25 protein-coding genes are annotated in these 25289 nt (G+C 68.7%); 13 read left to right on the top strand and 12 right to left on the bottom strand.

Features of this window, described 5'->3' with window-relative positions; translation table 11 throughout:
* Nucleotides 1–6: 6 nt before the first annotated feature.
* Complete coding sequence (gene purM / locus AB4070_RS18115; protein WP_441981327.1) at nucleotides 7–1137, bottom strand: phosphoribosylformylglycinamidine cyclo-ligase; 1131 nt, start codon at nucleotides 1135–1137, stop codon at nucleotides 7–9.
* A 244-nt stretch (nucleotides 1138–1381) separates the two neighbouring features.
* On the opposite strand from purM, the gene AB4070_RS18110 reads away from it, so the two are divergent.
* From AB4070_RS18110 to AB4070_RS18095, 4 genes are read left to right on the top strand one after another with little or no spacing between them, the layout of a single operon-like run.
* A complete protein-coding gene (locus tag AB4070_RS18110) occupies nucleotides 1382–2932 on the top strand; it encodes an AMP-binding protein (RefSeq protein ID WP_441981326.1) in 1551 nt (516 codons plus the stop codon).
* Nucleotides 2929–4221 (top strand): hypothetical protein, encoded by a 1293-nt coding sequence (locus AB4070_RS18105; protein ID WP_441981325.1) that lies wholly within the window; start codon nucleotides 2929–2931, stop codon nucleotides 4219–4221. The genes AB4070_RS18110 and AB4070_RS18105 overlap by 4 nt, the downstream gene beginning before the upstream one ends.
* On the top strand, nucleotides 4218–5042 hold the full coding sequence (locus AB4070_RS18100) for an enoyl-CoA hydratase/isomerase family protein (protein ID WP_441981324.1): 825 nt from the start codon (nucleotides 4218–4220) through the stop codon (nucleotides 5040–5042). Before AB4070_RS18105 ends, AB4070_RS18100 begins: the two co-directional genes overlap by 4 nt.
* A 44-nt stretch (nucleotides 5043–5086) precedes the next feature.
* On the top strand, nucleotides 5087–5692 hold the full coding sequence (locus tag AB4070_RS18095) for a zinc-binding alcohol dehydrogenase (RefSeq protein WP_113681004.1): 606 nt from the start codon (nucleotides 5087–5089) through the stop codon (nucleotides 5690–5692).
* A 3-nt stretch (nucleotides 5693–5695) separates the two neighbouring features.
* Here the strand turns inward: AB4070_RS18095 and AB4070_RS18090 are convergent, their stop codons facing one another.
* Nucleotides 5696–6010: a hypothetical protein gene (locus AB4070_RS18090; RefSeq protein ID WP_058631637.1), complete on the bottom strand. Its 315-nt coding sequence runs from the start codon at nucleotides 6008–6010 to the stop codon at nucleotides 5696–5698.
* A gap of 105 nt (nucleotides 6011–6115) precedes the next feature.
* Nucleotides 6116–10330: an HtaA domain-containing protein gene (locus AB4070_RS18085; RefSeq protein WP_441981323.1), complete on the bottom strand. Its 4215-nt coding sequence runs from the start codon at nucleotides 10328–10330 to the stop codon at nucleotides 6116–6118.
* Between the two features lie 163 nt (nucleotides 10331–10493).
* Here AB4070_RS18085 and AB4070_RS18080 point away from each other — a divergent pair, with 163 nt between their 5' ends.
* Genes AB4070_RS18080 through AB4070_RS18070 form a run of 3 tightly spaced genes read left to right on the top strand, consistent with a single transcriptional unit; the run spans nucleotide 10494 to nucleotide 13446 of the window.
* Entirely contained in the window at nucleotides 10494–11606 is a 1113-nt protein-coding gene (locus AB4070_RS18080; protein ID WP_441981322.1) for a heme/hemin ABC transporter substrate-binding protein, read from the top strand.
* Entirely contained in the window at nucleotides 11603–12676 is a 1074-nt protein-coding gene (locus tag AB4070_RS18075; protein WP_441981321.1) for a FecCD family ABC transporter permease, read from the top strand. Before AB4070_RS18080 ends, AB4070_RS18075 begins: the two co-directional genes overlap by 4 nt.
* Nucleotides 12673–13446: a heme ABC transporter ATP-binding protein gene (locus AB4070_RS18070; RefSeq protein ID WP_441981320.1), complete on the top strand. Its 774-nt coding sequence runs from the start codon at nucleotides 12673–12675 to the stop codon at nucleotides 13444–13446. The genes AB4070_RS18075 and AB4070_RS18070 overlap by 4 nt, the downstream gene beginning before the upstream one ends.
* Before the next feature lie 11 nt (nucleotides 13447–13457).
* Here the strand turns inward: AB4070_RS18070 and AB4070_RS18065 are convergent, their stop codons facing one another.
* Entirely contained in the window at nucleotides 13458–13907 is a 450-nt protein-coding gene (locus AB4070_RS18065) for a MarR family winged helix-turn-helix transcriptional regulator (protein ID WP_441981319.1), read from the bottom strand.
* 61 nt (nucleotides 13908–13968) lie between these two features.
* On the opposite strand from AB4070_RS18065, the gene AB4070_RS18060 reads away from it, so the two are divergent.
* Together AB4070_RS18060 and AB4070_RS18055 are read left to right on the top strand one after the other, a co-directional pair.
* Entirely contained in the window at nucleotides 13969–14337 is a 369-nt protein-coding gene (locus tag AB4070_RS18060; protein ID WP_441981318.1) for a VOC family protein, read from the top strand.
* A gap of 166 nt (nucleotides 14338–14503) precedes the next feature.
* Nucleotides 14504–14956 carry a hypothetical protein gene (locus AB4070_RS18055; RefSeq protein ID WP_441981317.1) on the top strand — a complete coding sequence of 151 codons (453 nt, stop codon included), beginning with the start codon at nucleotides 14504–14506 and terminating at the stop codon, nucleotides 14954–14956.
* Between the two features lie 30 nt (nucleotides 14957–14986).
* Here the strand turns inward: AB4070_RS18055 and AB4070_RS18050 are convergent, their stop codons facing one another.
* A complete protein-coding gene (locus AB4070_RS18050) occupies nucleotides 14987–15355 on the bottom strand; it encodes a sterol carrier family protein (RefSeq protein ID WP_105669591.1) in 369 nt (122 codons plus the stop codon).
* A gap of 51 nt (nucleotides 15356–15406) precedes the next feature.
* Between AB4070_RS18050 and AB4070_RS18045 the strand changes: the two genes are divergently transcribed.
* From AB4070_RS18045 to AB4070_RS18030, 4 genes are all read left to right on the top strand, one after another.
* Nucleotides 15407–16081: an NUDIX hydrolase gene (locus tag AB4070_RS18045; RefSeq protein ID WP_441981316.1), complete on the top strand. Its 675-nt coding sequence runs from the start codon at nucleotides 15407–15409 to the stop codon at nucleotides 16079–16081.
* A 68-nt stretch (nucleotides 16082–16149) separates the two neighbouring features.
* A complete protein-coding gene (purD, locus tag AB4070_RS18040) occupies nucleotides 16150–17427 on the top strand; it encodes a phosphoribosylamine--glycine ligase (RefSeq protein WP_441981315.1) in 1278 nt (425 codons plus the stop codon).
* Nucleotides 17428–17680: 253 nt separating this feature from the next.
* Nucleotides 17681–18160: a winged helix-turn-helix transcriptional regulator gene (locus AB4070_RS18035; RefSeq protein ID WP_441981314.1), complete on the top strand. Its 480-nt coding sequence runs from the start codon at nucleotides 17681–17683 to the stop codon at nucleotides 18158–18160.
* Complete coding sequence (locus AB4070_RS18030) at nucleotides 18157–19467, top strand: MFS transporter (protein WP_441981313.1); 1311 nt, start codon at nucleotides 18157–18159, stop codon at nucleotides 19465–19467. Before AB4070_RS18035 ends, AB4070_RS18030 begins: the two co-directional genes overlap by 4 nt.
* 133 nt (nucleotides 19468–19600) lie before the next feature.
* Here the strand turns inward: AB4070_RS18030 and AB4070_RS18025 are convergent, their stop codons facing one another.
* From AB4070_RS18025 to AB4070_RS17995, 7 genes are all read right to left on the bottom strand, one after another.
* On the bottom strand, nucleotides 19601–20329 hold the full coding sequence (locus AB4070_RS18025) for an amino acid ABC transporter ATP-binding protein (protein ID WP_058631627.1): 729 nt from the start codon (nucleotides 20327–20329) through the stop codon (nucleotides 19601–19603).
* Nucleotides 20326–21804 (bottom strand): amino acid ABC transporter substrate-binding protein/permease, encoded by a 1479-nt coding sequence (locus tag AB4070_RS18020; protein ID WP_441981312.1) that lies wholly within the window; start codon nucleotides 21802–21804, stop codon nucleotides 20326–20328. Before AB4070_RS18020 ends, AB4070_RS18025 begins: the two co-directional genes overlap by 4 nt.
* 54 nt (nucleotides 21805–21858) lie before the next feature.
* Nucleotides 21859–22413 carry a GNAT family N-acetyltransferase gene (locus tag AB4070_RS18015; RefSeq protein ID WP_441981311.1) on the bottom strand — a complete coding sequence of 185 codons (555 nt, stop codon included), beginning with the start codon at nucleotides 22411–22413 and terminating at the stop codon, nucleotides 21859–21861.
* Between the two features lie 42 nt (nucleotides 22414–22455).
* Nucleotides 22456–22623 carry a DUF2442 domain-containing protein gene (locus AB4070_RS18010; protein ID WP_441981310.1) on the bottom strand — a complete coding sequence of 56 codons (168 nt, stop codon included), beginning with the start codon at nucleotides 22621–22623 and terminating at the stop codon, nucleotides 22456–22458.
* Nucleotides 22620–22895: a DUF4160 domain-containing protein gene (locus AB4070_RS18005; RefSeq protein ID WP_441981309.1), complete on the bottom strand. Its 276-nt coding sequence runs from the start codon at nucleotides 22893–22895 to the stop codon at nucleotides 22620–22622. Before AB4070_RS18005 ends, AB4070_RS18010 begins: the two co-directional genes overlap by 4 nt.
* Before the next feature lie 122 nt (nucleotides 22896–23017).
* Complete coding sequence (locus AB4070_RS18000; RefSeq protein ID WP_441981308.1) at nucleotides 23018–24589, bottom strand: MFS transporter; 1572 nt, start codon at nucleotides 24587–24589, stop codon at nucleotides 23018–23020.
* The gene (locus AB4070_RS17995) at nucleotides 24586–25212 is read right to left on the bottom strand and encodes a PadR family transcriptional regulator (protein WP_441981307.1); all 627 of its coding nucleotides are present in this window, start codon (nucleotides 25210–25212) and stop codon (nucleotides 24586–24588) included. Before AB4070_RS17995 ends, AB4070_RS18000 begins: the two co-directional genes overlap by 4 nt.
* Nucleotides 25213–25289 lie beyond the last annotated feature (77 nt).

Below are 25289 nucleotides of genomic sequence, written 5' to 3'. Positions count from 1 at the left end.
GGGCTCTTACTTCGCTCCGTCCGCATAGGCGCCGACGAGGCGCACTGCTCCACCATCGACGCCCTTGGCGCCCTGTTCGAATTCACCGGCCGGACGCGGGCCGAAGCCCACGGTCCCGACCTGCCACGAGGGCATGCCCTCGGCGTTCAGCGCGGCGATCGCGGCGTCCTTCTTGTCCGCAGCGACCACCGCGAGGAATCCGATACCGAGGTTCCAGGTGCCCTCGGCGGACTCCAGCGTGGAACCGGCGATGTCGCTGAGCACTCGGAACACCGGGCTCGGCGACCAGGTGCTGCGGTCGACCTCGGCCCAGCTGCCCCGCGGGAGCACGCGGGCGAGGTTCGCCGCGATGCCGCCGCCGGTGACGTGGCTGAGCGCGTGGACGCCACCCACCCCGGCCGAACCGCCGAGCTGCTCGATCAGACGCAGCAGCGGAAGGGTGTAGAGGCGGGTCGGCTCGAGGAGCGCCTCGCCCCACGTGGTTCCGAAGTCCGCGGCGTTGTCGCCGTAGGAGATGCCGGCACCGGTGATGATGTGCCGCACGAGGGAGTAGCCGTTGGAGTGCAGTCCGCTGGAAGCCACGGCGATGACCGCATCACCGTCCTGCACGCGGTCGGCGCCCAGGATCGCATCCGCCTCGACCACACCGGTCGCCGCTCCCGCCACGTCGTAGTCGCGCGGTCCGAGCAGACCGGGGTGCTCCGCCGTCTCTCCGCCGACCAGAGCCGTGCCGGTCGCGGAGCATGCCTCGGCGATGCCGCGCACGATGTCGGCGATACGCTGCGGATAGACCTTGCCGCACGCGATGTAGTCGGTCATGAAGAGAGGCTTCGCGCCCACCACCACGATGTCGTCGACGACCATGCCGACCAGGTCCTGGCCGATCGTGTCGTGCTTGTCGATGGCCTGCGCGATCGCGACCTTCGTGCCGACGCCGTCGGTACTGGTCGCGAGCAGCGGACGACGGAAGTCGCGCAGCGCGCTGGCGTCGAACAGGCCGGCGAATCCGCCGACACCGCCGAGCACTTCGGGACCGTGCGTCGCGCGCACGGAGGACTTCATCAGCTCGACGGCGAGATCACCTGCAGCGGTGTCGACGCCGGCTTCGGAATAGGGGTTGGTGGGGGAGGCAGCCACGCCCCCAGCCTACCGCCCGGAGCAGGTCACTCTCTCCGCGAAGTCCGACCCGTCATCCGCGACCATCTCGCCAGCGCCAGGGCGGACATGATGAGGCCCGAAGCTCCGAGACGCCCCGGTTCCTTACCGTTCCGAAAGAACTCCGTTCGCGCGCCGAGGCGATCTTTAGCGTTGGCGCTCACGCCCCGCTCCGTCGCCTTCCTCTCGGCCTCGGGATCCGCACGCGGGGCGGAAAGGACACCTGATGACCGATACGATCGCCCCTGCCGCCTCGACGATCACGCGCCCGTCTTCGCCTTCTCGCACGGAACCGTCCGCGTCCGTCACCGCTCTGTTCGAAGCGAACGTCGCTCGGCACCCCGATGAACAGGCAGTGCGCCATCAGTCCGCCTCTATGACCTATGCCGAGCTCGATCAGGCTGCCGGGATACTGGCTGCACACCTACGCGCGCGCGGCATCGGACGCGGTGATGTGGTCGGGGTCTTCCTGCAGCGTTCGATCCCGATGGTCGTCGGGATCCTGGCCGTGCTGAAGACCGGCGCAGCCTACGCTCCCCAAGATGCGCGGATCTCACCGCGGGTGCTGCTCGGTCGCGTGGCAGCCTCCTCCCGCATGCGTGTCGCGCTCACGACCGAGGAGTTCCTCGGCGCCATGCCGGACGGCATCGACGCCGTGCCGATCGACGGCATCCCGTCGGACGGCACGCGGATCGACGGCACGCGGATCGACGGCATGGAGACAGCCGTGACGCACGCATTCGTGGACCGGCGCGCGTCGGACGTCTGCGCCGTGATCTACACCTCAGGCACCACGGGGTCGCCCAACGGCGTCCAGGTCACGGACGGGAACCTCGTCAACCTGTTCCGGAATGCCCCCGGCGACCTCGGCATCGGCCGGGGGACGACCGTCGGCCAGGTGCTCAACATCGCTTTCGACATGGCCATGTGGGAGATCCTCGGAACGCTGGTCAATGGCGGCACGCTGGTGATCCGCGGCTCCGACATCGCCGCGACCGCCGAGCAGGTGGATGTGCTCATCGCGACACCCAGCATCGTGAGCACCCTTTCGTCCGCACGCTGCCGCGCCCGCACCGTGGTCGTCGCGGGCGAGCGCTGCCCACAGGCGCTGGCCGACGAGTGGGCGGCCGAGCATCGCTTCCTCAACTCGTGCGGGCCGACCGAGATCACGATCATCAACACCCTGGTGGAGCATGTTCCCGGCCGAGCGCTATCGATCGGGACTCCGGTTCCCGGCACGACGGTCTACGTGCTCGACGACGAACGGCGACCCGTTCCGGACGGGGAGATCGGCGAGATGTGGGTCGGCGGTGCCGGTGTCACCCTCGGATACATCGGTGATCCGGAGCTGACCGCGCAGCGCTATCTCCCCGATCCCTTCTCCGCCGACGGCGGGCGGATGTTCCGCACCCGCGATGTCGGCCGCTGGACGTCTCGCGGCGAGCTCGAGCACCTGAGCCGCACGGACGACCAGGTGAAGGTACGCGGATTCCGCGTCGAGCTCGATTCGGTGTCGCGGGCGTTGGAGACGAGCCTGTCCTGCACCACGGCGGTAACCGTGCAGCTCGACGCGCGACGCCTCGGAGCCGTGATCACTCCGGCGAGCGCAGACCCCGAGGCGGCACGGGCCGCCGTCGCCGTGCTGCTTCCGTACTACTGCGTGCCGTCCGACATCATCGCCGTCGATCGGATCCCCCTGACGACACGGGGCAAGGCCGACCGCGCGGCGGTGCTGCGCATGATCGAAACGGGCGCACGACAGAGGCGAGTGGCATGACCGGCGTCTCACTCTCCGCAGTGACGCTCGACACACCGCCGGTCCCTGGCCGGTGGTCCCGGCTCCGGCGGTCCCGCCGTCTCAGGCCGTACAACCGTCTCGCACTGGCGATCATCCTGCTGAATCTCGTGGCGTGGGCCGCGAATCCGTCTCCGACCGCGGAGCAGGCATTCATCGTCGCGGGTGTCAACGTGTTCCTGGCGGCGATCGTGCGTCAGCAGTACGTGATCAACGCCCTGTTCCGGCTGGCGACGAGCATCAGCCCCACGGCACCGCTTCGTGTGAGGTGGGGCCTCGGCAAGATCTACAGCTTCGGCGGCGTGCACGTCGGCGCCGCCGTGAGCGCGACTGTCTGGTACCTCGCCTTCTGCGTGCTCACGATCGCCGACGGGCCCTCGCCCCTGTTCACGATCACCGCGGTCCTGGGCTCGTCGGTCCTCATCGCGATGCTCGTCACCGCGCTGCCCTCCCTGCGTGCGCGATGGCACGACGCCTTCGAGCTCACGCACCGGTTCGGCGGTTGGCTGCTGCTCGTCCTCGTCTGGGTGCAGACGATCGCGATGCTCGTCGACGCGCGGGCCTCGCTCCTGCAGGTGACCTTCTCCGCTCCGCTCTGGCTCCTCCTCGCCACGACGGTGAGCGTCGCGCTCCCCTGGATGCGGCTGCGGAGAGTCCCCGTCGACATCTCGACACCGTCGAGCCACGTCGCGATCGCCCGGTTCGACTACGGCGTCACCCCGTTCGCCGGGTCCTCCACGTCGATCAGTCGCAACCCCCTGCGCGAATGGCACTCCTTCGCGAACGTGCCGTCGCCCGGCGAACCGGGTTTCCGGCTGACGATCTCGCGCGCCGGCGACTGGACGAGCAGATTCATCGACGACAAGCCAGGGCACGTCTGGGTCAAGGGCATCCCGACCGCCGGCGTCGGCAACATCGACAAGCTCTTCCGGAAGGTGGTCTGGGTGGCCACCGGCAGTGGCATCGGCCCGTGCCTGCCGCATCTCCTCGCCGGAACGGCGCCGGCACACCTGGTCTGGTCTGCACGCGCTCCGCAGAGCACGTACGGGACGGAGCTGGTCGCCGAGATCCGCAGGGCCGTCCCCGATGCCCTCGTCTGGGACACCGCCTCCGATGGCAAGCCCGACCTCCTCGCCCTCGCCCGCCATGCCGTCACCACGACAGGAGCCGAAGCAGTGATCTGCATCTCGAACAGCACCACGACCTGGTCCATCGTCGAAGGACTCGAACAGCAGGGCATCCCCGCCTTCGGAGCGATCTGGGACTCATGAACGGCGATCGGGAACCCATGGACCACAGCTACGAGACGATCGAGGTCACCACGGAGGGTCCCGTCGTCCACATCCGGCTGCAGCGACCGGAGCGGCGGAACGCGCTGTCCGCCCTCATGCTCACCGAGCTCGGTCGCGCCTTCCACACGCTCGAGCGCCTGACGCTGTCCGGCATCGTGATCAGCGGAGCCGGGTCCGCGTTCTGCGCCGGAGCCGACATCGGCGAGCTGCACCTCGCGCGGGTGTCCGACGACCCGGCCGCAGCAGGACGACGGATCGCCCTGGCGGCGAAGTCACTCCTGTCGCAGATCGAGGATTCGCCGTGCCCCACCATCGCGTGCGTCGACGGCCCCGCGGTGGGGGGCGGCCTGGAGCTGGCGCTCGCCTGCGACACCATCTACGCGACACCGGATTCTCACTTCGCTCTGCCGGAGCCGACTCTCGGCCTCCTTCCCGGCTTCGGGGGAGTTCGGCGACTCGTCGAGCGGGTGGGTCCAGGACTGGCGGCGGAGATGGTCCTCACCGGTCGGGCCTTGAACGGTGTCGGAGCGCAGGCGCACGGCCTCGCGACACGTCTCGCGCCGAGGGACAGCGTCCTGCGCGAGGCGGTCGCTGCTCTCTCGTCCGGACCACGCCGCTCGCGCGCCGCCACCGCGATGGCCCGTCAGGCACTGCGAGCCGCCGTGCAGGAAGACAGGAGTGCGGCCTTCGCGGAGGAGACTCGGCTGTACGGAATCGCCTTCACGCATCAGGACAGTGACGAGGGCATCCGGGCATTCCTCGCCAAGCGTCCACCCGAGTTCTCACCCGGCGACATGTGAACCCGGAGGGCCGCCGCCGTCGACCGTCCGCCTACGATGGGGCCATGGCAGACAAGCCGCAGTGGCTCATCCGCGAAGACGCGAGCGTTCCGGTGCTCGTCGCGCTCGCACTGCGGCAACAGCTCGGGATCCGGGTTCCCGAAGACCTGCCGAGTCTGCGGGAGCTCGCCGTCCGCGCCCCCGATGCCGCCGACGCCTCCCCCGATCTCGAAGCGCAGTGGCGCCACTACTGGGACATGACGGTGGAACCTCGCGCCCACCCCTCGGATGTGCCGCTCGAACTCGTCGACGGATTCGACACCCTGGTCGCGCTGCCCGCCCGCGGTGCCGAGGAGCTCATGGCGGCGATCGCACCCCAGGCGACGTCGGCCCTGCTGTACGCGCGCGCGGCGCACGACAGGTACGTGACCTCGATGAAGAGCCACACCGGCGGCGATGCCTACCGCGCGTATGCGAGTGCGATCGCGGAATTCGAACGCGAAGTCGGTCGGCGCGCGCACTCGTTCGAGCTGAACGTGCAGGTGCTGCCGTTCTCGCAGCGCGGCATCTGGTGGATCGGAGCCCTCACGGTCGCCGTCACCGATGGCCTGCGCCGGGATGTCGTGGCGTTCGACGCCGCGATCCGTCCGGTGATCGCCGAACTGGCGTAGACGTCAGTCCTCGTCGACGACGGTCTCGCGGTCGACCCGCACGACCCGGTCGTGGCGACGGGCGAGACGCTCCAGGATCAGGCCGACGACGCCTCCGAGGGCGATCCCGATCGGAACCGTCCACAGCAGCAGGAAGCCGAACACCTGACCGGGCGGATAGACGATGTCGAGGGCCTGCGACTCGTCGAAGCTGCCGGTCCAGGTGAGGATACCCGCCGCGATCACACCGACCACGACGCCGATGCCCATGAGCACGCCGTACCGCGGCACGCGGCGCACGGTCGCTTCGACGGTCTGGTGGGAGTCGGTGGGGGTCATGTCTCCATTGTCCCACCGACGAAGGCCGCCGTGCACCGGTCTCACGAGCGGCAGAACGGCCCTCCCCACGTCCGCTGCGGGGAGGGCCGTTCCGTGTCACCGCGATCAGACCTCGGTGGTCGTGTCGGTGGTCTCCGCCACCCGGTTGCGGCGGGCGATCAGCACACCGCCGGTGGCAGCGAGGGCGACCACGACGAGGCCGCCGACGATCCACGGCCACACCGGAGCACCCTCGGCGTCGGCGGGCTCGTCCGCGGCGGTGACCACCGCAGTCGCCTCGGAGTCGGACTCCGGCTTCTCCTCCGAGACGCCGCAGTCCGTGCCGACCGGGATGACGGCCGTGACGGGGTCGAGCTCCTCTCCCGCGGCATAGGTGCCGAAGGCTGAGGCCCCGGCCTCGGTCAGCGTGGTGGGGATCGCGTCGAGGGTCAGCGCGCCGTCGACGACCGCGGCATCACCGAGGGCGAACTCCGCGAGGCGGACCCCCTTCTGATCGATGCTCTCCCCGCCCTGCGTGGTGCCGGTCACGTCGAACACGAGGTAGCCCTTGTCTCCCGCGAGCTCGACCGCCGCGTTCGCGAGCGTCGTGTTCAGTGCGCCGTCATGACCCGTGAAGGTGATGCTGCCGCCGTAGGTGATCAGGCCGGCGAGACTCTCGTCGTCCAGGGAACCCGTCCCGTTCCCCCACACGTAGTCGGGGTATTCGTAGGTCACGTCGGTCAGGGTCCAGCCGCCCTTCGCGATGCCCTCGATGTATGTGCGGAACGACTCCTTGTAGCCCCACTTGAGCGTGGCGCCCTCGACCGCGCAGACGCCGATCGCCGCCGTCGCCCTGTTCAGGGTGAACACCAGTCCGCGGTTCACGGAGCCCTGGAACGTGAGCGTGTGCTCGCCGTCCTCGAGGGTGGCGGGAAGGGCACCCGACCAGGTCGCGACACCGTTCTCGTCGGCCGTCACCGTGTCGAGGAGCACGGGGGTCGAATACACGACGACCTTGATCCCCTGCTCGTTCGCCCGGAATCCGGATGCGGACACCGTCGCGGGCTGCCCCGCGGCGAGCGCGGCCAGAGCGGCCTCGTCGGCCTCGATGCCCGCGGTCGCCGGCGGGGTCGATGGCAGCGAGACCTTCGGCTTCACGACCGCCGCGGCGACCGTGCCGCTCGATCCGGCCGGCGCCGAGGCGACGGAGCCGATCGTGAAGGTCACCGGGTTCAGTGCGGTGCCGTAGCCCGAGAGCACCCGATCGCGTCCCTCAGAGGTCAGCGCCGCAGGAGCCGCCGTGTAGGTCACGGCGCCGTTGGCAGCGACGCGCGCCGCGCCGGACAGGTCGAGCGTCGCGAACGGCACCTGCACGCCGCCGCTGGTGACGTACAGCGTCGCCGCGTTCGTCGAGGTGATGCGGATCAACGGGTTCGAGACCGTCACGTCGAGCACGCCCTGGTGTCCGGTGAAGCGCACCGATCCGCGATACACGACGCTTCCGAGACCGGTGTTCACGTCGAAGTCGCCCCCGACGGTCTGGCCGAACTGGAACTGACCGCCGGAACGGGTCGCGCCGTCGGAGACTGTGATGGACCCCTTGGCGATGTTGCCCGTGATGTAGTCGGTGAACGACGAGGAGATGGCCCAGCGGAGGGAGCCTCCGGGAACGCTCGCCGCCGGAGCCGTCGGCGTGACCGGCGTGACCGGTACCTCAGGTTCCTTCACGTCGAGCAGGGCGTCCCACTGCGCCGGAGTGATGGTCACGGTGGAGCGCGCGTAGATCGTGCTCGCATCGGGCATTGAGTGCTGCTTCCACACGACCACTTCGTACGACTTCGTGCGGTCGAGGTTCTTCGCCGCGGTCGTGAGGTCGACCGAGAAGGCACCGAACGTGACCTTCTGCACGTACTGCATCGCGAGGAAACCGCCGTCGGCGCTCACCTCCGCCTCGGTTCCGGCCTCGATCAGTGCGACGTAGGCGCCGGGGATCTCACCGAGGTTCGTGGCTGCGGCGTTGACGGTCAGTCCGTCCTTCGCCGTCGCCGTCTTCACCGTCGTCGTCGTCGTGGGCCCCGCGGGGAACAGCGTGTCCCACTGCGCACCGGTGACCGTGACGGTGCTCCGCCCGTAGATCGTGCTCGCATCGGGCATCGAGTGCTGCTTCCACACGATCACCTCGTACGACTTCGTGCGGTCGAGCGTGTCGGTGGCTGCGGTCAAGTCGACCGAGAGCGCGCCACCAGAGATGTTCCGCACGTACTGCATCGCCAGGAAGCCGCTGCTGCCGGTGACGTTCGCCTCGGTGCCCTTCTCGATCAGCGCGACGTAGGCGCCGGTGATCGCGCCGAGCTTGGAGGCGGAGGCGGTGACCGTGAGTCCGCCGCTCGCACTCGCAGACTTCACCGTGGTCGTCACGCCCGAGGCGACGCCGTAGTTCAGGGCGACGCTGCGCTCCTGATCGGCGTTGACCACTCCGCCGGCGGCGTACGTGTAGACACCGTACGAGCCAGGGGTCGCGGACGCATCTTGGAGGGTCAGCGTGGTCTGGAAAGTGCCGTCGGCCGCGATGTCGACCCACTGCGCGCGGATCGCGCCCTGATACTGCGCCGGAACCTGATTCAGCACACCCTCGGCGAGAGCCCAGACCTGCGCGCCCACGGAACGGGCCGAGGATGCGGCCCCGGTCGACGGCTGCCACGTGGACGCGAAGTTGCCGAACACCACATATGTGCCCTGCGGGAGGTGCTTCGGGATCGGCACACCACGCCCCCCGGTGCCCAGGTTCGCGGTCGGGTCATAGCCCGAGCCCTTCACCACGACCTTGTCGCCCGCCGTGAGCGCGACGCCCGCGGCCGGAGTCGTGCCATCGGCCAGGAACACTTCGATTGCGGCGGACTTCGGGGTCGGCCGCAGAATCTCCCACTGCGCGTCGGAGATGGCGAGGGCCGAACGCGCGGAGATGGTGCTCGCATCGGGGTTCGAGTGCTGCTTCCAGACGATCACCTCGTACGACTTCGTCCGGTCGAGCGCGTCAGCGGCAGCAGTCAGGTCGATCGTGAAGACTCCGCCGGAGATCGGACGCACCCACTGCATCGCCAGGAAGCCGCTGCTGCCGGTGACGTTCGCCTCGGTGCCCTTCTCGATCAGCGCGACGTAGGCGCCGGTGATCGCACCCAGCTTCGAGCCGGATGCCGTGACGGTCAGGCCGTCCTTCGCGGTCGCCGACTTCACGACCGCGGAGACGGCCGGAGCCTCGGTGTAGTTCAGGGCGACGCTGCGCTCCTGATCGGCGTTGACCACCCCGCCGGCCGCGTACGTGTAGACACCGTACGAGCCAGGGGTCGCGGCCGCATCCTTCAGGGTGATGGTCGCCTGGAACGTGCCGTCGGCCGCGATGTCGACCCACTGCGCACGGATCGCGTTCTGGTACTGGGCGGGAACCTGGTTCAGCACGCCCTCGGCGAGCGCCCAGACCTGAGACGCGGACGACCGCGTCGCCGAAGCAGCGCCTGCGGAAGGCTGCCACGCCGAAGCGAAGTTGCCGAAGACCACGTAGGTGCCCTGGGGGAGGTGCTTCGGGATCGGCACGCCACGCCCCTCGGTGCCGAGGTTCGCCGTCGGGTCGTAGCCGGATCCCTTCACCACGACCTTGTCGCCGGCCTTGAGCGCGACGCCTGCGGCCGGCGTGGTGCCGTCGGCGAGGAAGACCTCGATCGCCGCAGACTTCGGCGAGGTGCCGGGGTCGGTACCCGGATCGGTGCCGGGGTCCGTACCCGGGTCCGTGCCGGGGTCCGTGCCGGGATCGGTACCGGGATCGGTGCCGGGGTCCGTGCCGGGATCGGTGCCAGGGTCCGTACCGGGATCGGTCGGCACGGGACCGAACACGGCGTCCCACTGTCCGGACGAGATGACGACATCGCCGCGACCGTAGATGGTGGCGTCGCTCGGGTTCGAGTGCTTCTGCCACACGAGCACCTCATAGGACTTCGTCCGATCCAGCGATCCGGCCGGTGCATCGAGTGTGAACGAGCTCGCGCCGGCGGTGACGGTCGGCATGACGAATGCGGCATACCCGCCCCCGCCGTTGAGCCCCGATTCCGTGCCCTTGATGATCAGCGCGGCATAAGCGCCTTCGACCTCGGGCAGGCCGCCGACCTGGACCTGCACGCTCACACCGGAGGTGGCAGCCGACGCGACCGTGGCTGTGACCGCAGCGCCGGCCGCGTGCGCGGGCGGGACGATCACCGCACCGGCGGCGACGAGGAGAAGAGAGACGAAGGCGGCGAGCAGCACGCGTATGCGGGTACTCACCGAGGATGCGGGGGCTGTGGTGTTCACGGTTCTCCACGGCTCCGGGCGCGTCGAGAAGCAGGCGCGCCGGCGGTGCCGCAATGCAGTCGGACGAGGGAGGAGTTTTGGTTAGGCTTAGCTAAGCAAGCCACCGATCCCGAGCGTAGAGGTGTGGGTCATTGCGCGTCAAGTTTTAGGATAGCCTTGCCTAATGCGTCGAGTTCTCGCCCTCCTCTTCGTCGCCGCTCTCGCCCTCGGGCTCACCGCCTGCGCAGAACCGGGAGCCAGCGCGGAACCGGCCACCGTCGTCGATGACGACTACGACTGCCCTCAGGCATCCGCCCCGCTCGCCTCGCTCGACCTCATCGACGACGTGCGCACGCACGAAGGCCCCGCGACCGCCTGCCTGTCGAGCCACGCGATCGAGCCCGTCGACGACGACAGCGCTCCGAAGCTGCCTGTGACCGTGACAGACAGCGAGGGCCACGAAGTCGAGATCACTGACGTCGACCGCATCCTCCCGATCGACATCTCGGGCACGATCGCGTCGACCGTGTTCGCGCTCGGCCTCGGAGATCAGGTCGTCGGTCGTGACGCGTCCACCGTCTTCGCCGGTACCGAAGACCTCCCGGTCGTGACGAAGACCGGCCACACCCTCAATGCCGAGGCGATCCTCGAGCTGGCCCCGACCGTGGTCCTCACCGACACCACGATCGGCCCGAAGGAGGTGCGTCAGCAGCTGCGCGACGCGGGGATCGCGGTCGTCGTGATCTCCAGCGACCGGCGACTCGACACCACCGACGAGCTGGTGACCGAGATCGCCGCCGCTCTCGGTGTGCCACGCCGCGGTGAAGCTCTCATCCAGCGGCTGGACGCGTCCGTCGACGAGACGCTCGCGGAGATCGCCGAGGTCGTGCCCGCCGACGAAGCCGACCGCGCACGGATGCTGTTCCTGTACGTGCGCGGCAGCGCGAACGTCTATTACATCTTCGGCGAGGACTCCGGAGCCGACTCCCTGATCGACGCGGTCGGCGGTGTCGACGTGGCGGCCGAGATCGGCTGGAAGGGCATGAAGCCGATGACCGCGGAAGCCCTGGTCGCCGCCCAGCCCGACGTCCTCGTGATGATGACCGACGGCCTGGAGTCCGTCGGCGGCATCGACGGACTCATCGAACGCATCCCCGCTGTGGCAGAGACCCCCGCCGGAGCGAACCGCCGCGTGATCGACATGGCCGACAGCGAGATCCTCAGCTTCGGTCCGCGTACCGCCGACGTGATCGGCGCCCTGGCCCGCGCCCTCTACGCCCCCGAGCCCGCGACGTGACCGGCGAGGTCGTCACCCCGACCCCTTCGAGACACCGGGGACTGCGCTTCGCGCTGGTGACGGTCGGCCTGATCGTCGCCCTCGCCGTCACCTGCATCGTGTCGATCACGAGCGGACAGTATGACCTCTCCCCCGCATCGCTGATCGGAGTGCTGCTGCGCGGTGTCGGCATCGACACCGCGTGGGCGCCGACGGCTTCCACCGACTACGGCGTGATCTTCAACCTGCGGATGCCGCGCATCGTGCTCGGACTCCTCGTCGGCGCCGCCCTCGCCGTCTCGGGTGTGCTCATGCAGGCGATCTTCGGCAATCCCCTCGCGGATGCCGGTGTCGTGGGCGTCTCCTCGGGCGCTGCGCTCGGCGCGGCAGCGAGCATCACCTTCGGACTCGCGACCTTCGGCATGTGGACCACGCCCGCGTTCGCGTTCCTCGGGGGCCTGGTCGCAGTGTTCTCGGTGTACTTCATCAGTCGGTCCGGCGGCCGCACCGAGGTCGTGACCCTGCTGCTGACGGGCATCGCGATCAACGCGATCGCGGGCGCCGGCATGGCGTTCTTCACGTTCCTCGGAACCACGTCGACGCGCGAGCAGATCGTGTTCTGGCAGCTGGGATCGCTGAACGGCGCGCTGTGGTCGAACATCCAGCTCGTCGCGCCCCTCGTGCTGATCGGCGTCGTCATCGCGCTGATCGTGGCACCGAGCCTCGACCTCTTCGCCCTCGGCGAGCGCACCGCCAGACACCTCGGCGTCAATGTGGAACTGCTGCGGGTCGTGGTCATCGTGACCGTCGCGCTGCTGGTGTGCGCGGCGGTCGCGTTCGCGGGGATCATCGGCTTCGCCGGTCTGGTGGTGCCGCACCTGATGCGCATGCTGATCGGGCCGGCCCACCTGCCGCTCCTGGTCGCCTCGGCTCTCGGAGGCGCACTGCTCATCGCCGTCGCCGACCTCGTCGCGCGCACGGCGGTCCCTCTCGCCGATCTTCCGATCGGCATGATCACCTCCCTCGTGGGCGGGCCGTTCTTCCTGTGGCTGCTCGTGCGCACGCGCCGTCGCTCGGGAGGATGGGCATGAGCGTGCGGCTCCGCGGGTCGGGGCTCACGGTGCGCGTCGGCGAAGGACGGACGATCCTCGACGACGTCTCCATCGCGATCCACCGCGGAGAGATCCACGCGCTCGTGGGGCCGAACGGGGCCGGCAAGTCCACCCTGTTCGGCGTGCTCGCCGGAGACGTGACGGCTCACGCAGGGACGGTCGATCTCGACGGACTGTCGATCGACCGGATCAAGCCGCGCACGCTCGCTCAGCAGCGCGCGGTCCTCCTGCAGGAGAACACCGTCACGTTTCCCTTCAGCGCCGAACAGGTCGTGCGCATGGGGCGCACTCCGTGGGCACGCACACCCGCGGCCGATGAGGACGACGAGCGGGTGTCCGCGGCGATGGCGCAGACCGAGGTGACGGCGCTCGGATCGCGAGCCGTGCCCTCCCTGTCCGGCGGCGAGCGCGCGAGGGTCGCCCTCGCCCGGGTGATCGCCCAGGCCACCGGCGTCCTGCTGCTCGACGAACCGACCGCTGCCCTCGACCTCAAGCACCACGAAGACGTCATGCGGCTGATCCGGGGACTCGCTGACGCGGGGATCGCGGTGGCGATCGTGCTGCACGACCTCAACGCCGCTCTCGCGCACGCCGACCGCGTCACGCTCCTCTCGGGCGGGCGGGTCGCAGCGACGGGGACAGCGAGCGAGGTGCTCACTGCCGAGCGGATCGAGCAGGTGTACGGGCAGGCGGTCGACGTGTTCCCCCACCCCACGACCGGTGTGCCGCTCGTGGTCGCTCGGCGCTGAACAGTAGGGGGCTAGGCCTCCTCGCGAAGCGAGCGGATCATGCTTCGGAGGATCTTCAGCGCTCCCGCCTGCTCCTCCTGCGTCATGCCGGACAGCATCCGGACCTCGACAGAGCGGACGGCCGCGGTCGCCTTCGCGAGACTTTCACGGCCGCGCTCGGTGAGGCGGGCGGGGAGGGCCTTCCCGACAGGCGCTTCCGACGGCCTGGTGACGAACCCCTCACGTTCGAGCGCCTGGAGCAGGACGTTCATCGACTGCCTCGTCACGAATGCGCCCCGTGCGAGATCGGAGTTCGACAGGCCGGGCCGCTGGGAGAGCAGTTCGAGGCAGGAGTAATGGGTGATGGTCATGCCGAGCGGGCGCAGCACCTCTTCCATCGCGGCACGGAGAGCGCTCGATGCCTCCTTCAGCAGGTACCCCAGAGACGTGTCGAGGTCGATGCCCGCGCGGTCTTGACTCATGTCAGTATTCTGACATACGCTCTTCTGTGTCAGATAACTGACACAGAGCGAAGGATCCCCCATGCCCGTCACCGGCCCCGACTTCATCTCCCTGCAGGCGCGCGACCTCGCTGCCTCCCAAGCTTTCTACGAGCGCTACCTCGGCCTCGTCCGCTCTCCCGCTGGCCCTCCCCACGCCGTGGTGTTCGACACAACCCCCATCGCATTCGCGCTGCGTGACATCGCACCCGGCACCGACCTGACCGACGTGGACCAGCCCGGCATCGGCACAGCGATCTGGCTGCACGCCACCGATGTCCAGGCCATCCACGATGCACTCCTCGCCGACGGACACACGATCGTCGCGGAGCCGATCGACGGCCCGTTCGGCCGGACCTTCACGTTCGCCGACCCTGACGGATACCGGATCACCCTCCACGACCGCGCCTGACGCCCCGCCGTGCGAGCCGGCCGCCACAGAGGCAGGGCCCATCGTCCAGCGGTCCGCGATGACGCAGGGCGATCTCGCAGCCCCGTCCGACCATGAGGACCCATACACTCTCGATGAGGCGCAGCACAGGACGGACATGTCCGCGCCGGCGCGAAGGAGGGCAAGGATGTTCGGGTCCAAGAAGAAGAGACAGCGATTCAGCGATCTGATGGAGCAGCTCCGGCCCGATCTGAGCCGGGAGTCCCTCGGCGTCGGGCCCGAGTTTCCCGGCATCGCGCCGAATCCGCTGCTGAGCGGGGAAGCTCGACGACGCAACGCCGAACTGCGCGCGGGAACACTCGCCCTCGGCACGCTCGTCGACTGGCGCGAGGTCAGCAGCGACGGAGGCGTCCGCCTGGTGCTGATGCTCGATGTGGCGACCGCGGACGGCGCCTCGTTCCGCGGTATCGCGGATGAGGACTTCACGATCACCGAGCTGACCCGACTCGCTCCAGGGCAGACGATGCCGGTGCGGTATCGACCCGCCGTCATGGACCACTACGTCGCTCTCGCCAAGGACGCGGACGCCACCCGGGTGCAGCAGCTCGTCGACGAGATCGACCGACGCCGCAAGCACTGATCCGAGATCGACTGCTCTGCCCGCGCCGCGCTACGGGCGCACCGGCAGCACGTCGCTCAGATCGGCGCGGGTGCCGGAGGCGTGGATGCGTCCGCCGGAAGCAGCATCCGCCCATCGCTCCGCCCCCGTCGCGACGGCGATCCAGGTCGCTGCATCCATCTCGACCACGTTCGGCGGTGTCCCTCGGGTGTGACGCGGGCCCTGGATGACCTGCACCGCACCGAAGGGCGGCACCCGCACCTCGACGCTGTTGCCCGGAGCCTTCTCGTCGAGAAGCTGCAGCAGGTAGCGCACGGCTGTGGCGAGGTCGGTGCGCTGCGGCTTCGCACCGGAGGCCTCCGCGGTGCGGACAGCGTCGAGAGCCGTGCGTCCGTCCACGATGTCGATCTTCTTCGCCATCGCTCCAGACTACGACCGACCCGCGGCGCGCCGAGTCCTATGCTCGAACGCATGAGCATGCATCCCCAGGGCGCCCGCGCCGAGCTGCTCGCCGCGGTCGCCGACCACTCGTGGGGCGTGCGCATCCCTCCGCTGGCCGACCCGCAGAGCGCCCATGACGCGGCTGTCCTCATCCTGTTCGGCGTGCTCGACAGCGTCCCGGCCTCCACGACCGTCGCGGCCGTGGCCCGAGACCTCGACGTGCTGCTGCAGCGACGCGCCCCGACGCTCTCGTCGCACCCCGGACAGGTCTCCTTCCCCGGCGGGAGGGTGGAACCGGAGGATGCCGACCTCGTCGCCACGGCTCTTCGCGAAGCCGAGGAGGAGACCGGACTCGACCCGGCCGGTGTCGAGATCCTGGCCACCCTGCCCCAGATCCCGCTCGCCGCGAGCAACCATCTCGTGACACCCGTCCTGGCGTGGTGGCAGTCGCCGTCCCGGGTCGTGGCGGTCGATCATGCGGAGACGGTCGAGGTGTTCCGAGTCCCTGTCGCACAGCTGCTCGATCCGCAGACCCGGTTCACCTCGACGATCACCCGCATGGGCCGCACCTTCCGCGGCCCGGCGTTCGATGTCGACGGCACGATCGTGTGGGGCTTCACCGCGATGGTGCTCGACGCTCTCTTCGACGCGGCGGGCTGGACCGTGCCGTGGGATGCCTCGATCGAACGGACCGTCGAGCTCTGAACGTCGCCGGAGGGCCGCGCACCACGGACCGCCGAAACCCGGTGCACGACCCTCGGTAGTCTGGACGGGTGAAGATTCTCGTCCTCGGTTCCGGTGCCCGTGAGCACGCGATCATCCTCGCCCTGCGGGCAGAGCAGACGGAGCATGAGATCTTCGTCGCGCCGGGCAACGCCGGCATCGCTCAGGATGCCACCCCCGTCTCCGTCGATCCGCTCGATGGTGGAGCGGTCACCGCCTTCGCCCATGAGCACGCGATCGATCTGGTCGTCGTCGGTCCTGAGGCCCCGCTCGTCGCCGGGGTCGCCGATGCACTGCGTGTCCGCGGAATCCCTGTGTTCGGACCGGGGAAGGCCGCCGCCCAGCTGGAAGGCTCGAAGTCGTTCGCGAAGCGCGTGATGGACGCCGCCGGCGTCCCCACCGGCCGCGCTGTCCGTGCCGCCACCACGGCCGATGTCGAGTCGGCGTTCGACGACCTCGGTGCCCCCTACGTGGTCAAGGCCGATGGACTCGCTGCGGGCAAGGGGGTCATCGTCACGTCCGACCGCGCGGAGGCCCTCGCGCACGCCGAGCAGTATCTTCCCGCAGGTCCCGTGCTGATCGAGGAATTCCTCTCCGGCCCCGAGGTCTCCCTGTTCTTCCTGAGCGACGGCGACACCGTGCGCGCGCTCAGCCCCGCGCAGGACTTCAAGCGTGCGCTCGACGGCGACGCAGGACCCAACACGGGAGGCATGGGCGCCTACTCGCCGCTGCCGTGGCTCGACGAGCAGTTCGGCAGCGAGCGGGCCTTCGTCGAAGAGGTCACCCGCGACGTGGCGCTTCCCGTCGTGCGGCAGCTCGACTCGGAGGGCACCCCGTTCATCGGACTCCTCTACGCCGGGCTGATCCTCACCCCCGCAGGCGTGCGCGTGATCGAGTTCAACGCCCGCTTCGGGGATCCCGAGACGCAGATCGTGCTTCCGCGACTGGTCACGCCACTGTCCGAGCTGCTGTTCGCCGCGGCATCCGGCACGCTCGAGGATCAGCCGGAGCCCGTGTTCAGCGACGACGTCGCGATCACGGTCGTGCTGGCCAGCGAGGGCTATCCCGAGTCGCCGCAGACCGGCCGCCCGATCGAGGGCCTGGCCGATGCCGCAGCCGTCGAGGGCGTCCGCATCGTGCACGCCGCCACGGCGAGCCCCGATGCCCCGGGCGGATCCCTCATCGCCACGGGCGGTCGGGTGCTGAACGTGGTGGCTGTCGCCTCCGACTTCCGCACCGCGCGGGACCGCGCCTACGAAGCAATCGCCCGCATCCGCCTCGACGGCTCCCATTACCGCACCGACATCGCTGCCCGCGTCGCCGAGTAGTTCTCCGGCCTGGGCACCACGCCCGCCGTGCAGCCACGCCCGCCTCGCCGCCGAACGCACGGCTTCTTCCCGAATGCACGACTTCTCCGCGCCGACTGCCCGTGCGCTCGGCGAGTGCACGGGCAGTCGGCGGGCTCGGGGAGCCGGAGAAGTTCGCGGCGTAGCGCATGAAATCCGCCGGATACGGGGCGGATGACTGCCAACATGTGTGAACGCGATTGACACTCGACGCTTTCTTCAAGAAAGTTGTCGCATGCCGCTCCGCTCCGACTGGTCGTCTGCGACCTGCCCCATCGCGCGCTCCGCCGACATCCTCGCCGACCCCTGGGTGCTTCTCATCCTGCGTGAGCTCTTCTCCGGGCGCACCCGGTTCGACCAGCTGCGCGAAGCCACCAGCGCGGCCGACTCCGTGCTGTCCCGGCGACTCACGGCGATGAGCGAGGCAGGACTCGTCGAGCGTGAAGACCCCGCTGATGCGCGCAGCGGTTACCGCGTGACGACCGCGGGGCATCAGACACTCCCGATCCTGCACGCCTATGCGCGATTCTCCCGCGTCACCGATCCCGACGGGCCCTGGGGTCTGACGGTGAGCTGTGGTCGATGCGGCGAGATCTCGGATTCCGTCGATTGGTGTGCCACGTGCGCGGCATCGCTCGACGTCGACAGCACCCGCTGGGCGCGACGCAGCATGGGCCGGGAGCCGTTCGCCCTCCTCACCGGACGCGGGGCGTGACCGCCGAATCGCTCGACGGGCCGATCGAGGAACCCCTCGGCACTCGGCAGCGTCGATTCCACCCCGCGTGGACCGTGGCCCTCGTGGCTCTCATCGCCTTGATCGGCGCCGCCGGTTTCCGCGCAGCTCCCGGTGTGCTCATGGTGCCGCTCGAGGAGGAGTTCGGATGGACCACGGCGGAGTTGTCGCTCGCCGTCTCCGTCAATCTGCTGCTCTACGGACTCATCGCCCCGTTCGCAGCAGCCCTCATGCAGCGGTTCGGGATCCGCGCGGTCACGGTCGTCGCTCTCTTCGTGATCGGGGCGGGCTCGGCGCTGAGCGTGTTCGTGGCGACCCCCGGGCAGCTCATCCTGACCTGGGGTGTGCTGATCGGACTCGGCACAGGGTCGATGGCGCTCGTGTTCGCGGCGACCATCACCGACACCTGGTTCGCCACCAGGCGGGGCCTCGTCTCGGGCGTTCTGACGGCAGGCAGCGCGACAGGTCAGCTCATCTTCCTCCCCGTGATCGCGGCGGCTGCCGAGGACGTGGGTTGGCGCGGGGCGTCACTCATCATCGCGGGCGGCGCTCTCGCCGTCGTGCCCCTGGTCTGGATCTTCCTCCGCAACAGGCCGCGCGACCTCGGCGTCGCCCGCTACGGCGAGACCTCACTCGCGTCCACTCCTGCACCCGTGCTGCGAGGGACCGCCTGGGGTGCTGCGAAGCTCGCCCTCTCGACGCTGAGAGAAGCCGCGCGCACCAAGACCTTCTGGGCGCTGGCGATCGGCTTCGCGATCTGCGGAGCGACGACCAACGGACTGATCGGCACGCATTTCATCCCCAGTGCCCACGACCACGGAATGGCGACGACCACCGCGGCCGGCCTGCTCGCGGTCGTGGGCGTCTTCGACATCGTGGGCACCGTGTTCTCGGGCTGGCTCACCGACCGTGTGAATCCACGCATCCTTCTGGCCGCGTACTACGCGCTGCGCGGGGTGAGCCTGCTCTTCCTGCCGAGCCTGCTCTCGGCGGAGGTGCAGCCGAGCATCGTCGTGTTCATCGTCATCTACGGGCTGGACTGGGTCGCGACCGTGCCGCCGACCATCGCACTGTGCCGTGAGGTCTTCGGCGACAAGGGGCCGCTCGTGTTCGGCTGGGTGTTCGCGGCGCATCAGATCGGTGCCGGCATCGCCTCGATCCTCGCCGGCATCGTGCGCGACCACACCGGCCAGTACACGGTCGCGTGGTTCGCCGCCGCGGGTCTCTGCGCTGTCGCCGCCCTCGTCAGCGCGACCATCCGCCGCCACCCGACCCCCGTCCGCGATTAGCCCCCTCCCTCCGCGCCCACGCCCGCACCCACCCGAGTGCACCGGGGGCTGACGAGCGCACGGCTTCTCTACGCAGACTTCCCGTGCACTCGGCGAGTACACGGGAAGTCGACGCGGATGGTGCGGCGCTACGTCAGAGCACCTTCGAGAGGAAGTCCTTCAGACGCTCGTTCTTGGGGGCGCCGAACAACTCGGCGGGCGGGGCCTCCTCGACCACGACGCCGCCGTCCATGAAGACCGTGCGGCCGGAGACCTCACGCGCGAAGCCCATCTCGTGCGTCACCAGCACCATGGTCATGCCGCCGGAGGCGAGGTCGCGGATGACCTGGAGCACCTCGCCGACCATCTCAGGGTCGAGCGCGCTCGTGGCCTCGTCGAACAGCATGATCTCCGGGTCCATCGCCAGCGCACGGGCGATCGCCACGCGCTGCTTCTGACCACCCGAGAGGGATGCCGGCTTCGCGCCCGCCTTCTCCGACAGGCCGACACGCTCGAGGAGCGAGAGTGCCCGCTCCTTCGCCTCGGCCTTGGTCAGCTTCCCGCACTCGACCGGGGCGAGAGTGATGTTCTCCAGCACGGTCATGTGCGGGAAGAGGTTGAAGTGCTGGAACACCATGCCGATGCGCTGGCGCACCTCATCGAGCTTCACGCTCTTGTCCGTCAGATCGACGCCGTCGATGATGACGTGCCCCGACGTGGGCTCCTCGAGCTTGTTGAGGCAACGCAGCAGCGTGGACTTCCCCGAGCCGGACGGGCCGATGACCGCGACGACCTCACCGTCCTCCACGGCCAGATCGATGCCCTTGAGCACCTCGTTGTCACCGAACGACTTGTGCAGGTCCTGCACCAGGATCTTGCTCATGCGTTGAACGTCCTCTCCAGGCGGTTCGCGAGCAGCGTCAGCAGCGTGATCACGACGAAGTAGATGATGGCGACGATCGTCAGCACCTGCGCAGACAGATACGTCGAGGCGATGATCTGGCGGGAGACGAACGTCAGCTCCGCCAGTCCGATGACGCTGATCAGCGAGGTGTCCTTGAGGGTGATGATGCCCTGGTTGACGAACGAGGGCACCATGATGCGGAACGCCTGCGGGAGCACGACCTTCTGCATGGTCTTCCAGTGGCTCAGACCCAGCGAACGCGAGGCCTCGTTCTGGCCGGGATCGACCGCCTGGATGCCACCGCGGATGATCTCGGTCATATAGGCACCCGTGTTGAGCGAGAGCGTGATCGCTCCGGCGACGAACGGGTTGAACGTGAGACCGGGGAACAGCTGCGGGATCGCGAAGAACACGAAGAACGCCTGGATGAGGATCGGAGTGCCGCGGAAGACGTACACGTAGGCGGTCGCGACCCAGCGGAACGGCGCGAACTTCGAGACCCGTCCGAAGCCGAAGATGAGTCCCAGGATGAACGCGGCCACGATGGCGACGATCGTCGCGAGGATCGTGAGCCACAGGCCCTCCATGAGAGCCGGCCAGTACTTCACCGCGACGGAGAAGATGTCGGTTGGCTGCGTGGACTCCTCGCCACCCGACAGGTAGGTGTCGACGATCTTGTCGTACTCCCCCGAGGCCTTCAGGTTCGCGAGCCCGGCGTTGAACATCTCGATCAGTTCGGGCTTCTGCCCCTTGTTGACCGCGAATCCGTACTCGCCGCCGAGCTCGGGCTCACCCACGAGGCGGAAGCCGGATCCCTGCTGGATGCCGTAGGCCAGCACAGGGAAGTCCTCGAAATAGCCGACCGCCTGCCCGGCCTTCACCGCGTCGACCATGTCGGTCGTGTCCTGGTACGGGGTGACCTTGAAGCCGTACTCGTCCTTGTTCTCGTCGGCGAAGGTCTGTCCCTGGGTACCGGTCTTGACCGCGACGGCCTTGCCGTCGAGGTCGTCGAGCGACGTGATGTCGCTCGACTCGAGCACGCCGAGCTGGATGCCGCTGGTGAAGTAGGGCTCGCTGAAGTCGAAGGTCTTCTGCCGCTCCTCGGTGATCGACATGCCGGCCATGACCGCATCGACCTGGTTCGACTGCAGCGCCTGGACGGCGGCGTCGAATCCGAGCTGGCGGATCTCGACCTCGAAACCCTGGTCCTTCGCGATCGCGCGGAGCAGGTCCATGTCGATGCCGACGAGGTCGCCGTCGGCATTCGTGAATTCGAACGGCGCGAACGTCGTGTCGGTGCCGATGACGTACTTGTCGCCGTCGTTCGCTGCGGTGGCGGGGGCAGCACCGGCGAGGAGCGCCCCGACAGCGACGAAGGCGACGAGTGCGGCTGCGCCGACGGTGCGCACCGATCGGCGCAGGCGGCCAGCCGCGGTGGATGGATTTCGGATCACGACGTGTGCTCCTCGGGTCGACAGCAGCGACCGGACGACCGCCGAGGAACTACCCTAGCTCGCGGCGAGTCGGGTGCCCGAAACGTCGATCCAGTACCGGCGGACGAGAGGCTGCCCCGCCTGCGGTGCCTCGATCACGTCTTCGAGCTCGCCACCGGCGCCCTCGATGGTGCGGATGGACCCGACATTGTCATCGTCACAGGTGAGCATGACGCGTTCGTACCCCTCCGCCTTCGCCTGGCGGAGCACCTGCCGCATCGCCTCGCGCACGATCCCTTCGCGACGACGGGAAGGGATCACCGAATAGCCGATGTGGCCGCCGAAGCGACGCAGGTAGTCGTTGAGCTCTCGGCGGAAGGAGAGGAAGCCGACGACCTGGTCGCCCTCGGTGATCCAGTAATAGTCACAGGGCACGTGCCCCTCCGGGAGCACCGCCCCGGGTGTGGCGTACAGCTCTGCGCGCTCGACGAACGCCTCGAACGCGGCCCGATCGGGCACGAAGCCCTTCTCGAGACCGCCCCCGTCGACGTGTCCGCCCTCGAACTCGCCCACTGCGGCGGCCCAAGAGTCGAAGAGGTCGATGTTCGGTCGAGAGAGTGCGATCGTCATCGCCCGATGACATCAGATTCCGACGTCATCCACAAACCGGCGTCATCGACCTCGAAGCAACGCGGAGATGGAGATGTCCTCATCCAGCTGTCGCCAGTGGATGCCCTCACCATCGCCGATCAAACGCCAATCCGCACGTTCCTCCGCGCTCGCATCGGCGAGTCGCGGGAACCGGCTCAGCGGGACGCTGATCGTGCGCCCGTCCTTCATCGCACGTGAAGGTCCCGTTCGTCGATCTGGGCCTCCACCGCCACTGCGTCATCCACCGAAGTGCTCATGCCAGGCCTCCTCGATCGGCTCACGCCGCGTTCGATCAACCGTCGGAGCGCTCGCAATTCGCGGTCGTCGAACCTCGTCTTCGCGGCCGATTCTACCGGCCGTAGCCAGAACTTGGCCGAGAACTCCGCGCGCTCCACATGCACATGCGGCGGCTCCGATCCCTCGTTGCTGTAGAAGAAGAACCGGTACCCGCGTACTCGCATGACCGTCGGCGCGACACGAAAGGTAGCTCGGCCCGCCGGACCGGACCGAGCCACGACGACGATGAGTCCGAGAGGTGCGGAGTATGCACCTCTCGGACTCATTGTGGAGGGAGAGCCGTCGGCTACTCGGTGCGCGCGGATGCGGGTGCTGCCGACTCGGTCTTGTCGTACCGACCGAGGAACAGTGAGGCGATGAGCGCGACCGCCATGACGCACGCCGGCAGCAGGATCGCCTGCGACATCCCCGCAGCGAACCCGTCCGCGACCTGCGGCGGCAGTGCACCCCCGGTGGAGATGCCGGCCGGGGCGTCCGCGAGACCCGGGAGGTTCGCCTCGAGTCGGGACTGCATGAACGCGGCGATGGAAGCGGAGCCGATGACCGACCCGATGGTCCTGGTGGTGTTGTAGATGCCGGCGCCGGCTCCCGCCTGACGCGGAGGGAGCTTGCGCGTGGCCGTGGTGGCGAGCGGGCCCCACATGCCGGCGTTGCCGATACCCATCAGTGCGGACGGCAGCAGGAACATCCAGATCTCGGTCTGCATGTTGATCAGCGCCGAGTACCAGACGAGCGCGGCGGCGACGCAGAGCAAGCCGGGGATGAGGATGATGCGGGGATCCACACGGTCGAGGATCTTGCCCGCGACCGGAGCGAGCACTCCCGACAGCACCGCCATCGGGATGAGGAGCAGCGCCGCCTCCGTCGGGGTGAGCCCCCGTGCGGTCTGCAGGAAGAACATCATCGGCAGCGACATGCTCGTCACCGTGAAGCCCACGGCGGCGATGGCCACGTTCGCTCCGGAGAAGTTGCGGTCGCGGAACAGCTCGAGCGGGACGAGCGGTTCGCTACGTGTCTTGGCCTGCTGGAAGATGAACAGCCCGAGCACGACGAGTCCGGCGATGATCAGGCTCCACACCGAGATCGGGCCCCAGATCACGCCCCAATCGAACTTCTCGCCTTCCTGGAGTCCGAACACGATGAGGAACAGCGCCACGGCGCTGAGCACCACACCCACGATGTCGAAGCGGTGCGGGTGCGTGGCCAGCTTCGGGACCAGACGCCAGGCGAGCACGAAGGCGACGATGCCGACCGGGATGTTCACGAAGAAGATCCACTCCCAGCCGAAGCCGTCCACGAGCAGGCCACCCACGAGCGGACCGACGAGCGTGGCGACACCGGCGGTCGCACCCCACAGGCCCATCGCAGCGCCTCGACGTTCGGGCGGGAAGGTGCGGGTGATCACGGCCATGGTCTGCGGCGTCATGAAAGCGGCGCCGAGACCCTGCACGGCGCGTGCGGCGATGAGCATTCCGAGCGAATCGGACAGTCCGCACCACAGCGAGGCGAGGGTGAACACCGCGAGGCCGATGAGGTAGATGTTCTTCGGGCCGAAGCGGTCGCCCAGGCGACCGGTGATCAGCAGCGGCACCGCATACGCGAGCAGGTAGGCGCTCGTGACCCACACGACGTTGTCGAGGTTGTTCGTGTTCGGGTCGAGGGCGGCCTTGATCGCCGGGTTCGCGACCGAGACGATCGTGGTGTCGACGAGGATCATGAAGAAGCCGATGACCAGCGCCCAGAGGGCGGGCCAGGGGCTCGCGGGCTTGTGCCCGACGGAGTAGGTTCCGGTCGACGGACCGGAGGTGGAGGGCGCGGACACCGGCGGGCGGTCTCCGTCGCGAGGGATATCTGTCATTGCTGTGCAGCCTTTCGCTGAGCGCGGTAGCGGTCTGAGTTCTGGAATGCCGTGGGACCCCACGGCAGGACCTGGGCTTCGAGACGATCGAGGAGGGAGTCGAGCCAGCGGAGCTCGGCCGCCAGCAGGGCTTCCTGACGCTCGATCTCGACCAGCACCTGCTCGGGCACGTGCTTCTCCCTCGCGTTGCCGAGTCCGTCGCGGTGGCGTGCGTGATCCTCGACGAGCGCGACGCGCCTCGCGCGCAGGAGGTCCATGACCTCCGGACGCTCGAGGTTGTGCGCCTCGGCGAGCGCGATGCGGAAGTCGGCCGGGCGATCGATGCGGGGCAGCTCGCGCCGCACCCACGTGACGACGGCCTCGCGTCCGGTCTCCGTCAAGGAGTAGGTCGTCCGCTCGGGCCGATTTCCCTCGCGGTCGATGCCGAGCTCGTCGATCAGGCTGGCGCGGTGCAGCCGTGACACCGTGTGGTACAGCGTCCCGTTGGTGATCGTGAGCAGGCGATCGTCGTGGCGTGCCCGCATGAGACGCACCATCTCGTAGGGGTGCATGTCCCCTTCGCGCAGCAGCGCGAGCACCATCACCCCCATGGGAGTGAGCCGGTCGACGGCATCCTTCTTCATGTCCACCTCAAATAGTCCATGTGGACTATACGCCCATTTCCGCCCGCCGAGAAGACGAAGTCGTGACGGATCGATGA

The organism is Microbacterium sp. 2RAF4, assembly GCF_052115285.1.
GTDB classification, from domain to species: domain Bacteria; phylum Actinomycetota; class Actinomycetes; order Actinomycetales; family Microbacteriaceae; genus Microbacterium; species Microbacterium oxydans.
This window is presented reverse-complemented; position numbering and strand designations above follow the sequence as displayed.

Coding starts and splice junctions, on each gene's coding strand:
- AB4070_RS18110 (WP_441981326.1), top strand. CDS start 1,382: ATGACCGATACGATCGCCCCTGCCGCCTCGACGATCACGCGCCCGTCT.
- AB4070_RS18105 (WP_441981325.1), top strand. CDS start 2,929: ATGACCGGCGTCTCACTCTCCGCAGTGACGCTCGACACACCGCCGGTC.
- AB4070_RS18100 (WP_441981324.1), top strand. CDS start 4,218: ATGAACGGCGATCGGGAACCCATGGACCACAGCTACGAGACGATCGAG.
- AB4070_RS18095 (WP_113681004.1), top strand. CDS start 5,087: ATGGCAGACAAGCCGCAGTGGCTCATCCGCGAAGACGCGAGCGTTCCG.
- AB4070_RS18090 (WP_058631637.1), bottom strand. CDS start 6,010: ATGACCCCCACCGACTCCCACCAGACCGTCGAAGCGACCGTGCGCCGC.
- AB4070_RS18080 (WP_441981322.1), top strand. CDS start 10,494: ATGCGTCGAGTTCTCGCCCTCCTCTTCGTCGCCGCTCTCGCCCTCGGG.
- AB4070_RS18070 (WP_441981320.1), top strand. CDS start 12,673: ATGAGCGTGCGGCTCCGCGGGTCGGGGCTCACGGTGCGCGTCGGCGAA.
- AB4070_RS18065 (WP_441981319.1), bottom strand. CDS start 13,907: ATGAGTCAAGACCGCGCGGGCATCGACCTCGACACGTCTCTGGGGTAC.
- AB4070_RS18060 (WP_441981318.1), top strand. CDS start 13,969: ATGCCCGTCACCGGCCCCGACTTCATCTCCCTGCAGGCGCGCGACCTC.
- AB4070_RS18055 (WP_441981317.1), top strand. CDS start 14,504: ATGTTCGGGTCCAAGAAGAAGAGACAGCGATTCAGCGATCTGATGGAG.
- AB4070_RS18050 (WP_105669591.1), bottom strand. CDS start 15,355: ATGGCGAAGAAGATCGACATCGTGGACGGACGCACGGCTCTCGACGCT.
- AB4070_RS18045 (WP_441981316.1), top strand. CDS start 15,407: ATGAGCATGCATCCCCAGGGCGCCCGCGCCGAGCTGCTCGCCGCGGTC.
- AB4070_RS18035 (WP_441981314.1), top strand. CDS start 17,681: ATGCCGCTCCGCTCCGACTGGTCGTCTGCGACCTGCCCCATCGCGCGC.
- AB4070_RS18025 (WP_058631627.1), bottom strand. CDS start 20,329: ATGAGCAAGATCCTGGTGCAGGACCTGCACAAGTCGTTCGGTGACAAC.
- AB4070_RS18015 (WP_441981311.1), bottom strand. CDS start 22,413: ATGACGATCGCACTCTCTCGACCGAACATCGACCTCTTCGACTCTTGG.
- AB4070_RS18010 (WP_441981310.1), bottom strand. CDS start 22,623: ATGAAGGACGGGCGCACGATCAGCGTCCCGCTGAGCCGGTTCCCGCGA.
- AB4070_RS18005 (WP_441981309.1), bottom strand. CDS start 22,895: ATGCGAGTACGCGGGTACCGGTTCTTCTTCTACAGCAACGAGGGATCG.
- AB4070_RS18000 (WP_441981308.1), bottom strand. CDS start 24,589: ATGACAGATATCCCTCGCGACGGAGACCGCCCGCCGGTGTCCGCGCCC.
- AB4070_RS17995 (WP_441981307.1), bottom strand. CDS start 25,212: ATGAAGAAGGATGCCGTCGACCGGCTCACTCCCATGGGGGTGATGGTG.